13 protein-coding genes and 1 pseudogene are annotated in these 13,801 nt (G+C 66.6%); 4 read left to right on the top strand and 10 right to left on the bottom strand.

Translation table 11 applies throughout. From position 1 onward, the window contains the following. Nucleotides 1-171: 171 nt before the first annotated feature. Nucleotides 172-1,572, top strand: coding sequence for an IS701 family transposase (locus U9979_RS11560; protein WP_322779388.1), 1,401 nt, complete (start codon nt 172-174; stop codon nt 1,570-1,572). Nucleotides 1,573-2,259: 687 nt separating this feature from the next. Here the strand turns inward: U9979_RS11560 and U9979_RS11555 are convergent. Together U9979_RS11555 and U9979_RS11550 are read right to left on the bottom strand one after the other, a co-directional pair. After that, on the bottom strand, nt 2,260-2,844 hold the full coding sequence (locus tag U9979_RS11555; protein ID WP_322779387.1) for a GNAT family protein: 585 nt from the start codon (nt 2,842-2,844) through the stop codon (nt 2,260-2,262). A 19-nt stretch (nt 2,845-2,863) separates the two neighbouring features. Further along, a complete protein-coding gene (locus U9979_RS11550; RefSeq protein ID WP_322779386.1) occupies nt 2,864-3,382 on the bottom strand; it encodes a hypothetical protein in 519 nt (172 codons plus the stop codon). A gap of 14 nt (nt 3,383-3,396) precedes the next feature. Here U9979_RS11550 and U9979_RS11545 point away from each other — a divergent pair, with 14 nt between their 5' ends. Next, nucleotides 3,397-3,603 (top strand): hypothetical protein, encoded by a 207-nt coding sequence (locus U9979_RS11545; protein WP_322779385.1) that lies wholly within the window; start codon nt 3,397-3,399, stop codon nt 3,601-3,603. Nucleotides 3,604-3,992: 389 nt separating this feature from the next. Here the strand turns inward: U9979_RS11545 and U9979_RS11540 are convergent, their stop codons facing one another. Continuing rightward, nucleotides 3,993-4,265, bottom strand: coding sequence for a hypothetical protein (locus tag U9979_RS11540; protein ID WP_322770177.1), 273 nt, complete (start codon nt 4,263-4,265; stop codon nt 3,993-3,995). Between the two features lie 564 nt (nt 4,266-4,829). On the opposite strand from U9979_RS11540, the gene U9979_RS11535 reads away from it, so the two are divergent. Further along, a complete protein-coding gene (locus U9979_RS11535) occupies nt 4,830-6,251 on the top strand; it encodes a TIR domain-containing protein (RefSeq protein ID WP_322779384.1) in 1,422 nt (473 codons plus the stop codon). 356 nt (nt 6,252-6,607) lie between these two features. Here the strand turns inward: U9979_RS11535 and U9979_RS11530 are convergent, their stop codons facing one another. Further along, nucleotides 6,608-6,907, bottom strand: a complete 300-nt coding sequence (locus U9979_RS11530; RefSeq protein ID WP_322779383.1) for a hypothetical protein — start codon at nt 6,905-6,907, stop codon at nt 6,608-6,610. Nucleotides 6,908-7,351: 444 nt separating this feature from the next. Between U9979_RS11530 and U9979_RS11525 the strand changes: the two genes are divergently transcribed. Further along, on the top strand, nt 7,352-8,206 hold the full coding sequence (locus U9979_RS11525) for a nucleotidyltransferase domain-containing protein (protein WP_322779382.1): 855 nt from the start codon (nt 7,352-7,354) through the stop codon (nt 8,204-8,206). A 440-nt stretch (nt 8,207-8,646) separates the two neighbouring features. Here the strand turns inward: U9979_RS11525 and U9979_RS11520 are convergent, their stop codons facing one another. From U9979_RS11520 to U9979_RS11495, 6 genes and pseudogenes are all read right to left on the bottom strand, one after another. Then, nucleotides 8,647-8,874, bottom strand: a complete 228-nt coding sequence (locus tag U9979_RS11520; RefSeq protein ID WP_322779381.1) for a DNA-binding protein — start codon at nt 8,872-8,874, stop codon at nt 8,647-8,649. Between the two features lie 30 nt (nt 8,875-8,904). Next, nucleotides 8,905-10,386, bottom strand: a complete 1,482-nt coding sequence (locus tag U9979_RS11515) for a hypothetical protein (protein WP_322779380.1) — start codon at nt 10,384-10,386, stop codon at nt 8,905-8,907. After that, on the bottom strand, nt 10,383-10,769 hold the full coding sequence (locus U9979_RS11510) for a hypothetical protein (protein WP_322779379.1): 387 nt from the start codon (nt 10,767-10,769) through the stop codon (nt 10,383-10,385). The genes U9979_RS11515 and U9979_RS11510 overlap by 4 nt, the downstream gene beginning before the upstream one ends. Then, nucleotides 10,769-11,737, bottom strand: coding sequence for a hypothetical protein (locus tag U9979_RS11505; protein ID WP_322779378.1), 969 nt, complete (start codon nt 11,735-11,737; stop codon nt 10,769-10,771). The genes U9979_RS11510 and U9979_RS11505 overlap by 1 nt, the downstream gene beginning before the upstream one ends. Continuing rightward, a complete protein-coding gene (locus U9979_RS11500) occupies nt 11,734-13,416 on the bottom strand; it encodes a hypothetical protein (RefSeq protein WP_322779377.1) in 1,683 nt (560 codons plus the stop codon). The genes U9979_RS11505 and U9979_RS11500 overlap by 4 nt, the downstream gene beginning before the upstream one ends. A 117-nt stretch (nt 13,417-13,533) precedes the next feature. After that, nucleotides 13,534-13,801 (bottom strand): annotated as a pseudogene (locus U9979_RS11495) (hypothetical protein); the annotation flags it as partial.

Here is a 13,801-nt window from a genome sequence, read left to right as displayed (position 1 = left end):
CGCCTCGTCGGGCTGGGGCGAAGCCCCGTTAGTACTACAGCCACAGTGATCGCCGTGTGGTCTCTTTCCGGCTCGTCGGCGTGGCGCGATGCGCGGGCTGCCACCGCGTGATTTCTCGGCTCTGTGAAGAAAAACGAGGAAGACGCGGTGGCCGCGACTGACAGCGTAACCCTGGACAACGTCACGGAATGGGAGGCCGGGCTTGCAGAGCTGTTCGGCCGTGTCGCGCACTGTTTTCCCGGTGACCAGCCGAGAGTGCAGGCGTGGGCCTACCTGGACGGGCTGTTGTCGAGGAACGAGCGTAAGAACGGGTGGACGCTCGCCGAGCACGCCAAGGACCGGGGGCCGCAGAAGATGCAGCGCCTGCTGAATGAATACGTCTGGGACGCCGACGGCGTACGTAACGTCATCCGATCGTATGTCATCGACCACCTGTTCGAGCCCGACGGAGTACTCGTCTTGGACGAGACGGGATTCATCAAGAAAGGACGTGCATCAGCGGGCGTCCAACGTCAGTACAGCGGGACCGCGGGGCGAATCGAGAATTGTCAGGTGGGTGTCTTCGCCGTCTATGCGTCCGGCCGGGGGCGGGCGTATGTCGACCGCGAGCTGTATCTGCCGGAGAAGTGGACGGACGACCGGGAACGGTGTCGGGAGGCGGGCATCCCGGACTACGTCGCATTCGCGACGAAGACGGAGCTGGCGCTGGTCATGGTCCGCCGGTTCCACGAGGCCCATCCCCAGCTGGGCTGGGTCGCCGGCGACGAGGTCTACGGCCGCTCCCCGGAGCTCCGGACCTGGCTCGAGGATCACGAGATTGGCTATGTTCTGGCCGTCGCTACGAATACCGAGGTCTCCACGGCGCAAGGCCGATTCCGGGTCGACGCCCTCGCTGCCATGGTGCCTGACACGGCGTGGGAGACGTATTCCTGTGCTGACGGCTCGAAAGGGCCACGGCTCTACGACTGGGCGCTGGTCGAGACCGCCGACGCCGCCGGCCTCGCCGGCCGGCCGCGCCAGGTTCTCGTCCGGCGTTCCCGCGGCGAGAAAAAGGAGCTGGCGTTCTACCTGACCCATACTCCCCAGCCTGTTCCGCTGGCGGCCCTGGTCACGGTCGTTGGTCGCCGGTGGAATGTGGAGGAATGTTTCCAGTCCGGAAAGAACGAAGTCGCTCTGGACCATTACCAAGTCCGGCTCTACCGTGCCTGGTACAGGCACATAACACTGTCCATGTTCGCCCACGCATGGCTCGCCGTCACCGTGGCCAAGAGTCGTGAGAAGAATAGGCCGCCAAAGGAACGGGTGACCACCGCAACCGGCTACGTCCGCGAACCCGACGGCAGTATTCCGATCGCCGATCCGCCCGCGCCGAGCAGGAGCAAGATGATCACATTTACCCTCAATGAGATCCGTCATATTATTGTCCAGGTCTGGCAGAAGGCCATCCCTTTCAGTGTCACTCGACGCTGGTCGGACTGGCGTCGACGCCACCAAGAGCGGGCGAGCTACTACCACTTTCTCCGGCGGATACGTGCCGCTCGAGCATCCGCCACGCCCGTCGCAGCCACATAGAGATCACTGTGGCTGTAGTACTAGAATCGGCGCGTTCAGGCACGTGCAGTCATAGGGCAGAAAGAAGTATGTGGTCTCGCGTTTGGGCCTGAGGATGAACATTCCCTCATGGCTCATATCTCGGACACGCATGAATAGGTCTGCGAATCCTGTTCCCAACCGTCGTGCTACCGCAGGGCCGACCTCCGTCATTGCTCCCTCGGCAATCTCCGGAAGGTCTCTCTCAAGCTTCATTTGGAACAGGCTGAGTTGCCTCGTATTTCCGATGACTTCGATGAGATAATGACGCTTATCCAGCTTTTCGCTCCGCCAGCGTATGTCGAGAATGTGAGCGCGACGCTTTGCTGCGCGGAGACATGCATTAACGACGGTATCCTGATCGGATAGATACCTAAACTCGACAAAAAATTCGCCATGACCTTCTACTTCTTAGCAGGTGGACACTGTACCCGATGGTCGCGCTGCAGCAGGACGCTCGGCGATCACCATCCGTTCATAGACGTCAACGGCCGGAGGAACAGCCTGTTGGTGATCTCGCGGACTCGGCCAGCGACGCACCCGGCGAGCATGGCGCGCCAGCGCCACGCGCAGCCGTCGCGCGGCGCGGCCCGTGCCGCACCTTGATCTAAAACCGGATAATTCGGCAACTCGCGGGCTTATGATCGGTCTTGCCGGTGCTGTAGCCGGTCAGGTTGTGACGGTGCTCTGACTGGCGGCGTCTGTGTGCGTGCTGGGTGTCCATTCGTCTTCGAGGATGGAATGGACGATGGAGTCACGCCAGGCATCGCGGACGAGGACGTGTCCGCGGATACGTCCTTCTTCGATCATGCCGAGTTTGCGCATGAGCCGGTCGGAGACGGTGTTGTCGGGGGAGCGGGCACCCCAGATGCGGTGCATCCCGAGTTCGGCAAAGCCGAGGCGGTGCAGGAGCCGGACCGTTTCCGCGCCGTAGCCGCGGCCCCACTGATCGGCGCGGAGCGCGAACCCGATTTGGGCGCTGCGTTGGGCGGGGTGGCCACTGTCGATGGCAAGCCGGCCGAACCCGATCATCAGGTGGGTGTCGGGGATCGCGACGGCAAGGGAGTATTCGACCCGGGGTTCGATGGTGGATGTCCGGATGGCCATGGCGATCGTGGCGGCGACCTGGTCGCGGTTACGTGGCTCGAAGCTCATGTGCCGGGTGACGGTGGGGTCGCCGTAGACGGCAAGTAGCGCGTCTATGTCGTCCTCGGTGAACTCTCGCAAGCACAGGCCGTCGCCGTCGATCCGCACCGGGTACACCCGGCTGACCTTATCGAAGCGCGGCGGCGGCCGAGACGGCGGAGAACGCTTCGATCTCCTGTTGAAGGTCACGTGCCGCGGTGGTCTCCGCGGCCGGTCCCGAACGTAGCGCGGTGTGTACCCGGTTGGCGCTGGCGATGATCCCGGCGATGCGCTGGTCGGTGGGCAGGTCGAGGACGGGGCGCAGCGCCTCGACGGCGCCTTCGAGGTTCCCGCCGGTGAGCCGGGCCAAGGCCTGGTCGGCGCGGGCTCCGGCCTCGTCGCTGAAGGATCGTTCGTCGACGGTGGCGTGTTCGTATGCGGCGATCGCCTCGGTGGCGGTTTCCTCCGCGCGGAGGTAGGCGCCGTCCACCCAGATGCGGGCATCGGCGGCGTAGTAGAGCTGCCGCGGTCGGGTGAAGGTCAGGATGCCGCCGAACTCGTCCAGCTCGTCGGGCTCGATGCGTTCCCGGGCCTCGTCGGCACGGCTGATCGCGCTTTCGGCCTGCTCCGCGGCGCCCAGCTCCGGGCCTCTTGGGCGAGAAGCCACGTCGTGGCCGTCCCGTGGACCCGTTGCGCGGGTTCGGCGCCCAACTCGGCGCCCAACTCGGCGTACTGCACGGCTTCGCGGTGACGACCGGCCCAGTAGGCGATCATCGATTGGAGTCCGCGGGTCCAGATCTTGAGGCCGTCATGCCCGGCGTTGTCCGCGCAGATGTAGGCGGTGCGGGCCTGCGTCATCGCGGCTTGTGGCTGCCCGACGTCGTGTGATGCCTTCGCGAGCATCCCGGACACCGCACCGGCCAACAGGTACAAGCTCCGATTGGTTGCTGAGACCTGCCGGGCCTCCAGCAGTCGAAACGTGGCTTCCTGGAGGTCAACGAGATCGCCGAGGATCGTCGAAAGGGGACTCACGGGGTAGGCGCGGGCGAGGCGGGTCACCTCGTCGTGGACTAGATCGATGGTGTCGGGTCCGACGTTGTCGCTGCCGACTGCGACCGCGAAGCGCAGTGCTTTCCGTGCGGCCATCGTGACCAGCCCTTCCACCTGTTGGACAGGAACGCCGAACCAGTTGTCGGCGGCCTCAAGGAGTCAGTGCGCCACATGTGATAAATCTTGTGGCTCACTGATGGGAGACTTGGGTGCGGGGTCAGCCGGCGTTAGAGTCGGTCGGCGCGTCGTGAGGCTGCTTCCGCGCGCATCTGGTCGAGGAATGTGGTGGTGGTGCGTTCTTCGGCGAGCTCGTCGGTGATGGTGTCATCATCGGTGGTGTCATCGCCGGCGCCGGTGGCCCAGGAGACGACGAGCGCACGCCGGGTGGGGTTGTAGGCGTACCGGGTCATCGCCTGCTTTCTCCTCTTGTCGTTACCGGCCTGCTTCGCCGTGTATGCCGGTACTGGTCTGGAGATCGCCTTGGTCCAGGGGTGGTACACCGTGTCGATCTTCTTCGGGCACGGTCTGTAACCGTGATCGAAAGTGTGAAATTTGGTTGCTGTCGCAATGGCAACACCCTGGCAACACCAGGGTCATTTATGGATCTTTATTGCGATCTCTGCGACCTGTTCGTGCAGGTCAGCGGGTGTGGGGCGGGTGGGACTCGAACCCACGACCGACGGATTATGAGAGCCGCCCCCGTGATGTTGCGACGTGCCATTGACTGTTGCGCTGTGTTATTTCAGCTGGCCAGAGTGGGCCTGCTGTCTTGATCCATGTTGCTCTGTCCCGTCGCGGGTTGGCCTGGTCTGATCCGTTCGGCAGCACCATGGCAGCACCGGAGACGCTGATCATCATTGAAAGTCGTAACGGTAAGTAGCGGAAATACAGAAGTGATCTTTAAGGTCGGCCGTGTTCTCACTCGGTTCACGTGTACAAGCGGCACCGTTGGAAGCCGCGAACGTAGGGCATGCGGATCATGCTGTTGCTGCGGCCGTGGCCGCAGCAACGCCGGCACGGCTCGCTCGTCGTAGGTCAGGATCGCAGCGTGGCAAACTTGACGGGTGGAGCTTGGAGGACCGATCGATCGAGGATCCAGCGCTGAGCCGCCTCGGGACCGAAGCTTCCCTCGTGCTGCTGGCGATGAACATTGGGATTTCTTTATCTCCTATACAACAGAAGACCGCCAGTGGGCCGAGTGGATCGCGTGGCAGCTAGAGGATGCGGGATATGAAATCCTAGTCCAGGCATGGGATTTCGTCCCGGGCTCACATTGGACCCGTCGGATGGATGATGGCCTACGTCGGGCTGCTCGGACAATCGCACTTTTTTCGCGTGCATATCTCCGCTCAGTGTATGGCCAGCAGGAGTGGGAGGCGGCACTCCGCGATGATCCTCGTGGACTTGTGCGTAAGCTTGTGCCCATCAGGATTGAGAATTGTCACCGTCCCGGAATTCTTGGTGGTGTGGTATCTTTTGACCTTTTCGAACTTTCGCCAGAAGATGCCCGGGAACGGCTTCTCGGGCAGATCGCGATCGTTGTCAGGGGGCGCGCAAAACCAACCGCAGAACCCGCATTCCCTGGTACTCTCACCCTACCCGGCTCTTTGCCACCGGCGACCGAACCGGAATTTCCTGGGCTGCGCAGCACAAGTAATCTTCCTCCTAGCAGGAGATCGACCGGCGAAACCCGGGTCATCGCTGGGCGGTATAGGTTAGGAGAACCTCTCCGCAGGGAAGGGGGAAACATAGTCTGGAGAGGGGAAGACGAAAAGGTACAGCGTCCGGTGTCAATCAAGGAAATCCGCCTGCCGGTCGATCGTCGTAACCGCGACGTGGTGCTGGAACACCTGCTGCACGGGGTACGGGCCCACAATCGGGTTCACGATGGCGCAGTTGTTTCAGTCTTCGACTTCGCGGCGGAGGCCAATCGATACTGGATCATCTTTGAAATGATCGATGGAAATACTCTTGCGGACATCGTCCGCCTCGACGGCCCCTTGACACCAGCCGAGGTTGCTGCCATTGGACTAACGATTTCCGATGCATTGCATGCTATCCACTCCGCGGGGATCATCCATAGGAATTTAACACCGACATCAATCCTGGTTCAGAGAGACGGACGAGTCCGCTTGACTGATTTTGGAATCGCTTCCTCCGATTTATCGACCACCCTCACCGGAACAGGTGAGTTGCTAGGCACGCCCGGATATATTGCTCCAGAGAGAATTCGTGGATCTAGTGGCACACCTTCCAGCGATCTCTGGGAGTTAGCCGCTACCCTGTACTTTGCCGTCGAAGGTCAGCCGGCGTACGAGGGGGCAGAGACTTACGCCATCCTAACTGCTACCGTTGAAGCCCGACGACGGCTATTCTGCCGTGCGGGTCCTTTAGGTATGGTACTTTCTTCCATCTTGGATGCTTCGGCCGAAAACCGTTCGAGCCTTCAGGAGATTTCTCGCCATCTTGCTCTCATCGCGAAGTGAGATACCTGGTCTTCCGATATGGGGACTCGTGGATCGAGCTGATTTTTCGACCGCACGATCAAGTGGTGTTGACGCCCAAGATATCGAGAATTTTCTGCCGGAACGGTCGTGAGGGATGAAGGCCGGAACGAGACATGGGCAAGGGCTTCGAAGAGATGGCAGGCGCGTATTGGCCACTCTGGCCACGGAAGTCGAGTTGATCTGTGCTCGCCTGCTTGTCGTACGGCATTCGGGTTCGGTGCGTGGACGCGCTGTTGGAGGCCCCTGTTGAGGTTCGGTCCACTGGGGTAATCGCCGTCGCTTCCGGGGGCGGCCGGATCGGATCCGGGTGCCTCGACTGGGCTCGCGGCCGGCCCTCAGACTGTGTCGAGGATCCAGCGGTCGAGAAGTGCCCGGTAGTCGGGGGTGACCGGGCCGGCGGAATCGGCGTGAATCCGAGTGATGTTACCGCCGTCCGTGCGGGCGAGTTCCCGCTCCTCGGCGAGGAGAGCGGTGGGGTTACCGGCGGCGCGGGTGAGCAGCGCGCCGACCGTCGCTTTCACCGTGGCGGGCGGGAGCGTGGTGTGCCCTTGCATGAGGCTGCCGACGGTCGGCAGGTGACGGGCGAGCAGGACCGATTCCCGCGGTGGCAGCGGCGGCACCGTTTCGGCATGCACCCGGTACAGGCCGTCGGACGTCCGCCGGGCGGTGAGGAGGAGACGGGACAGGCCGTTGTGTGCGCCGGGAGAGTGTGGATGATCTGTTCCCAGTTCGGGTCACGCCATTGTCCGTGCTGGCCCAGCAGTCCGTCCACGGCGTCGATGACGACGAGAACGACATTGCGTTCCATAGTCATCATTTCTCGGCAGGATCCGGTAACGTCGATCGTGCGCCGACCGCGTGGTGAAATGGGAAAGTGAGCGAGTCTATGCTCACCATGTGTCGATTATTGCAAGCGCTGACGCTCGGTGCGCTTGTGCGTCGAGAGGCTGGACGGCCGACGCGGACCGAAGGTGCCACCCTGCGCCGAGAAGCAAGGTCCTCCGATATGTTAGAATTCCGCATGGATGGTCGATCGCTATGATCACACAGCCTGATGGCCATGGACTGGAAGCTACACAGTGAAGCGGGAGCGGGCAGCTGCTCTGCTGGACGAGATGCTTCGGAACCTCGACACTCACCGTGATCAATGGCCGGTGCTCTTGATTAGTCAGGTGTACGTGTTTGGGTCGTTCGCTCGAGGAGCACTTGAACCGCATGACATCGATCTAGTCATCGACCACGACACGACGTGGGACTGGGCGACGATGACCGTGCACCTGCAATCCCAGGGCAAGAACGCCTACTCTCTGTTCCGGACGCCGCTCTTTGGTCGACGGAGGGGTTTCCAGGTGGTCTACAACCCTGGACGGGATGGCTTACGAGACGTGCTGCTGTGGGAGCGAGGCGAACCGCTGACGAGCGCACTCGAGCGTCTCCATGGCATACAATCCGATCCAACGGCTGGACGTGCTCCACGTGAAGCGATGATCCCCGAGTTCGACGGGTTGGACCAGTGGATTCCGTTATTCGTCCGAGAACAACTCCTCGAGGCGATGTCGGTAGGAGCCATTCAGCTCGAACGCCTGACTCTCGATGACGCTATTGTAACCGATCGCGCCATCGACAAGTACTTATGTAATCGGTGGTCCGCTACCAGCCCGCTGCACCGAGCGGCGTCCGCCGTCATCGCCCACTGGAAAGCACGCGAGATCGATCCCTGGTCCACTCATCTCCACGGGGAAGACACTCGCGACGCCGACACCCCTTATTTCGCCGGCTTCAATCTCCGCTACCTGCCTGCCGCCCCCCGATGCTTGACAGAGCACGGCGGACTGGAGTGGCTGGAAGTTGTCCACCCCACCAGAAGCCTTCCCCTGCATTGTCTCAAGATCACTCCTGTCGATATGGCCGTGCTCACCCGACTGTCGTGGTAGTCCTCGATGGAGTGGGAGCCAGCTGCAGGGCGCATGAGTGTACCGCAACCTCGGTGGGCGGACTGGTTTGCATCGACCGTGGTCTGCATGGTTGGCCCTACCGATCGGCACGCATGACGACGCACCAGCCAGTTCCTCGGTGTCCTCAGCGACGCTCAGCTGTTCTCCACTCCGGAGGGCTCGGCGCGGAGGACGGGGAGGTTGTCCTACCCGACCGGACGTCGGCGGCGAGTGCCCGTGGCGAGGCCACCGGATCTGGATGTCGAATTTCAGTCCATGCGGTACGTCGTGCGTGGGGGATGACGACTGTGCGTGGCGGCCGTCATCGGATTGACGTGCGCCGGGCGTCGGCGTCGGCGTCGGTGGCTCGGTCGAGGGCGCTCGTGAACCGGTTCTGGACTGGCTGAATTGGCCCTTTCGGGCCTTCATCGAGATGATCGTTAGGGATTGCCGACCGGTGCTGTGTGGTGTGACGGGTCGAGGGTGTGGAGGAGGTTGCTGGTTTTGATGCGGTAGAGGCGGCCGATGCGGTGGACTTCGCAGGGGAAGTCGCCGCGGCGGGCCAGTTCGTAGGCGAGGGTCCGACCGAGGCCGAAGGCGCGGGCGGCGGTCATGAGGTCGACGACGGCGGGGAGCCGGCGGATCTCGTCGAGGGTGAGCGGTTGCATGGCGGGCTCCGTGGGTCGCGGGACAGCGGGTCAGAGTTCCGGGCCGACGGATGGTCGGGGGATCTCGGCGGCTGGTGCGGCTGGTGCGGCGGGGACGGATGCGGCGATGTCGAGGTCGGGACGGGTGAGCTGGTCGGGGGTGAGCGCGAGGCCGCGGCGGATGGCCCGGTCGGGGAAGCGGGCGGCGAGTGCGGCGGCGCGGCTGGGGTGGGGGTGGATCTGCCAGTCGGCGAAGCGTTCGAGGGCTTCGCGGGAGGTTTCGTTGAGGAGTTGGCGGGTGTGGACGGCGTCGAGCGCGCGGGGTTCGGTGCGCCAGACATGCCGGTCGAGGTCGGTGTCGGTGGGGGCGACCGCGTGTAATGCGGCGGCCAGCGTGGTGGTGTCGCCGGCGGCGAGGCGGGCGCGGACGGTGTCGTCGAGGGCGGTGGGCAGGTGGCGTTCGACGAGTTCGCGGTGGGTGCGTTCGTCCGGGGTGCCGATCAGCCAGTGGTTGCGGTCGCTGACGGCCTTGAGTGCGGCGTCGCTGAGATCGGCCGGGCCGGCCGGTGTGGGCAGGCGGTCGAGCAGGCTGCGGATATCGGCCAGGTGCAGGTGGGTGGGCCCGGTGCGGGCGAGTTCGGCGGCGGCGGCCGGGTGGGTGAGATCGAGCAGGCCCAGGGCGAGCAGCACGTTTTCCCGCCCAGGCGTGGCGGTGGTGACCCAGCGTCGTCCGTCGGCGGCGGCGTGGACGGTGGCGTCGAGGTGGTGGACGGCGTCGCGGATGCCGTACCAGCCGATCAGGTCGTCGCGGGTGGGTTGGATGGTGGCAATGGGGCCGTGGGTGGTGGCGGGCACGGTGAGCATGACCGGGGCGGGGATCCCGTTGGTGATGCCGTTGATGGTCATCCACAGGCGGGGCAGGTCCGGGGTGGCGATGGTGGCGGCCCAGCGCAGGTGGGCGCGGGCGAGGGCGGTTTCGGTGGCGCAGGGGAGGTTCGCGGCGTGTAGGGCGTTGAGGCTGGCTTTGCCGCGGGTGGCCTGCGGTCCACTCGGTGGGCGGGCGCGGGCGATCACGGTGCCGACGTCGCCGGCGAGGCTGGCGAACTCGTCGGGATCGAGGTGGTGGCGGGCCGCGGTCTCGTCGAGGACGGTGTGTTGCCGGCGGGGTGGCTGGTCGTGCACGGCGGGCGCGGCCTCTATCAGGGCTGTGATCAGCACCTGGATCGGGATGCCGACGGCTGGTGGAGCCGGTGGGGTCAGCTGGCGAAGGTCGGCGAGCGTGGCCACGCCCTGACGCCGGCGGTCGGTGACCGTTTCGGGGGTGTGTTCGGGCCACAGGGAGACCGGGCGGGGAGGAATGCCCTGGGTGCGATCGTGGCGAACGGTCGGGCCGCGGGAGGGTCGGCCCGGCCAGGGGGAGCGGGCACCGACGGCGTCGGGCTGGGCACGGTCGTCGCGGTGGGTGTCGAGGAACTCCCTGACGCGGCGGCTGAGGAGGGTGGCCGGGTCGGGGTGGGTTGGCCGGCTGTTCACGTGCCGTTTCCGCTGTCGGCGACACGGGTGCGGGCGAGGCGGGTGCGGGCGAGGCGGGTGCGGGCGAGGCGGCGGGCGCGCAGCAGCGCGGCGGCGGCGAGGTCGGTGGGGTCGGGGTCGCCGGGATGGTGGACCAGCAGCCAGCCGTCGAGGAGTTCACGGATCTCGAAGCAGCCGATGCTGGTGCGGATCGCGACGATGCCGGCGTGGGCTAGGCGGGCGACCCGGATGGTTGTGTCGGGGTGGCCGGCGGCCTGGCTGGTCATCGCGGCGAGCGCGAGTCGCAGGTGCGGGTCGGGCTGCTCGGGGAGCCGGTCGGGGATGTCGATGATGGTGGCGGTGTCCAGGACGGTGGTGTCCCAGGCGGGCAGGGGGTTGGTCATCACAGTCCCTCTGGGAACGGCGGTAAGGGTGGCGACGGTGCGGTCGGCGGGCCGGAAAGATCGGGATCGTCGAGGGTGGATGGCGGCGGTCCGGACGGGTGCCGGCCGGTTGTGTGACCGTGCGGGCTGACAGCTCCGGGTGGGATGTCGCCTGGCCGGTTCAGCGACCGTGGACCCGTCTCGGCCGCGGCGGGTTGTGGGCTGGTGAGGAGGTCGGGGAGCTGGTCGGGGATGTGCTGGGCGGCGAGCGCGGCGAGGGTGATGGGCGCTTCGTCGCCGGTCAGGGTGGAGAGGTGCGGGCGAAGCCGGCGGCGCAGGTCGCTGTCACGCAGCCGCATGGCGGCGGTGAGGTCGTCGGTGCGGACGTGGAGCCAGCCGTGATGGGGGTCGCCGATGGTGGCGGTGGCGCCGTGCCAGGTCGCGGTGACGGCGGCGGGTGCCTGGGCGGGTTCGACGGGCACCGGCCCGCCGCCGCCGGCGGATGGTGGTGTGGTGGCGGCGAGCTGGTGGGCGCGGGCGAGGAGGGTCTGCTGGGCGGTGGCGTAGGCGGTGTGCGCGTCGGGGTGGGGGCCGTGCAGGAGCAGGGCATCGGCTTCGATGGCGTGGATGTAGCCCCACCATTCGGCGACTTTCACCGCGGGTTCGGGTGCCTGCTGCCGCCGGTCGGGGGGCTGCCACGGGTTGCCCAGGGCGGGCGTCGGCGGGCGGGCGGCCGGTCCGAAGGCGGCGAAGCCGACCACGTCGCCGGGTTCGATCAGATGAGGGCGCAGGCCGCGGCCGTCGGGGCCGGGTTGCCAGTCGCCGCGGAGCCAGCCGGTCGGGGCGGTCGGGTCGCGCCAGAAGGTGCCGGCATGGACCTGCGAGCCGGCGGGGGCGGCGAGGGGGATGTCGAGGACGACGCCGGCGGGGTGCAGCCGGCAGACGGTCAGCCGGGGCGTCCGGGCCGGTGGTGGTGGTGGGGTGGTCACAGGTCGAGCTCGGTGGTCGGGGTCGGCCGGTTGAGGGCCGGGGTGTCGGGGTGGTGGAGCAGGTCGGGGGAATGGGCGCAGACCAGGGCGGCCAGCGTGATCGGGGATTCGTCGCCTTCGAGGAAGTAGCGGGGTCGGCGGTGCGCGGCGGCGACGGCGAGCGCCGGGGCGGGCCAGGTGCGGGCGGTGGTGAACAGGTCGGTGGGGATGTCGAGGATGCCGTGGCGGGGGTCGCGGATGCGGGTGATGCCGCCGTGCGGCTCGATCGCGACGGGGCTGTCGCCGGTCCGCGGCCCGTACGGCGGGGTTCGGTAGCCGGCGACGTCTCGGTCGAGGGCGGCGGGGTCGAGGACGGGATCCCGGGAGGTGGCCCGGCGTAGGGGATAGACCGCGATCGGCCCGGACAGTCCGACCGCGACGTTGGTGGACTCCCGGATGGTGGTGAGGATTTCCCCGTCGTGCAGCGGGATCCTGGCCCGGTCGCGGGCGTCCAGGAGGCTGTTCAGGTCGGGCCAGGCGGTGCCCGCGATCGGGATGACGTCGGTGGCGGGCAGCCGGGCCGGGGGCAGGTCGGGATCGTCGGGTTGGATCTCATAGACGGTGGCGTTGTCGGGATTGTTGGGGTTGTCGGCGCTGTCGGTGCGGAAGGCCCGCAGGATGGTGCCGGCGGTGAACGCGGGGTCGTCGATGGTGCGGATCCGGGCGCCGAAGCTGAGCACGGCGGGTCGGCTCGGGCGGGTCAGGCCGGTGTCGGCGGGGGCGAGGGTGGCTTGGACCCGGTGGGCGGGGCTGGCCATGACCCGGTCGGGATGGGCCTGCCAGGGGTGACCGGGGAGGGCTGCGAGGTCGGGCCGCCACAGGTAGTCGATGATCGCACCGTCGGGGGCGGTGACGGTGCCGGTGATGATCCCGGTGGTGGGTGCCTGCCCGTCGGCGGCGTCGATGGTGACGCGGCTGCCGGTCGGGTAGGGGGCGTCGGGTGGGTCGAGGGCCGCGGTCAGGGTCTCGCCGTGCTCGTCGAGGATGTCGCGCTGGCGGGGGGTGAGATCATCGTATTTGGCATGGATGGTGAGGTCGACGATGGCGCGCAGGGTGTCGTCGGTGCGGGGATCGCCGGTGATCGGCATGGTGATGTCGTCGGCGGCGATGACGATGCTCTGGTCGTGCCAGATGCGGTAGCCAAGCTGGTAGCGGGTCTGGTCGGCGACGCGGACCGGGACGGCGTCGACGATGTCGATCTGGAACCGGCCGTCGGTCCAGGTACGTGGCGGGGCGGCGGCGTGCAGGAGCCGGCCGTAGGTGTCGGCGCGTTCCCCGGCGAGGTCGACCCTGCTGGCCCGGGACGGGCGGAGCCCGACGGGCACGACCGGGTCGTCGGTGCTGGCCGCGGTCGGGTCGGGGTAGGGCTGGTGGGCGACGGCGAGTTCCCGCAGGATCTCGTGCGCGGCGGCGGGCAGCGCGAAGCCGAGTTTCTCCTCCAGCTGCCAGGCGGTGACGGCGTGGACGCGCAGCAGCGGGTTGGGCGCGGTGTTGGGATTGGTGGAGGTGTTGGTGGCGAACCAGTTGCCGGTGCGGGGGAATGCGTCCGCGGTGTAGATCCCGGTGGTCGGGTGGTGGGTGATGCGCCACCAACCGCCGTCGGTGATCAGTTTTACCGGGGATTCATCGGCCAGGTACATCGGTCACCTCGGTGCGGGCCGGTCCCGGGACGACAGACGGTCACGGGACGCAGGATGGTCATGGGACGAAGGACAGCGGGTCGCGACGCGGGCGGCCGCGCGGCGCCGCGGGCGGGCTTATGGCGGCAGAAAGGGTGGCTCCAGGCGGGCGCCGTCCGGCGTGGCCGTTGTCGGGATGTCGGGTCCAGCGCGCGGGCGGATTACAGGAGCGGCGGTGTCCGGATGCGGACCGGACCCGGTCGTGGACGGGAGAGCGACCGGCAGGGTGGACACCGTGCCGTCCGGGCCGGGGTGGACGGTGATGCACCGTCCACCGGTGGCGAGGTGCTCACCGGACTGGACCGGACTGTCGCCGTCGGTGAGCCGGGCGTGCAGCAGGTCGTCG

The sequence above is a fragment of the Protofrankia sp. Cas4 genome (assembly GCF_963555915.1).
Lineage (GTDB): Bacteria > Actinomycetota > Actinomycetes > Frankiales > Frankiaceae > Protofrankia.
Note: the sequence above shows the minus strand (reverse complement) of the source record. Positions and strands in the feature narration are given on the sequence as shown.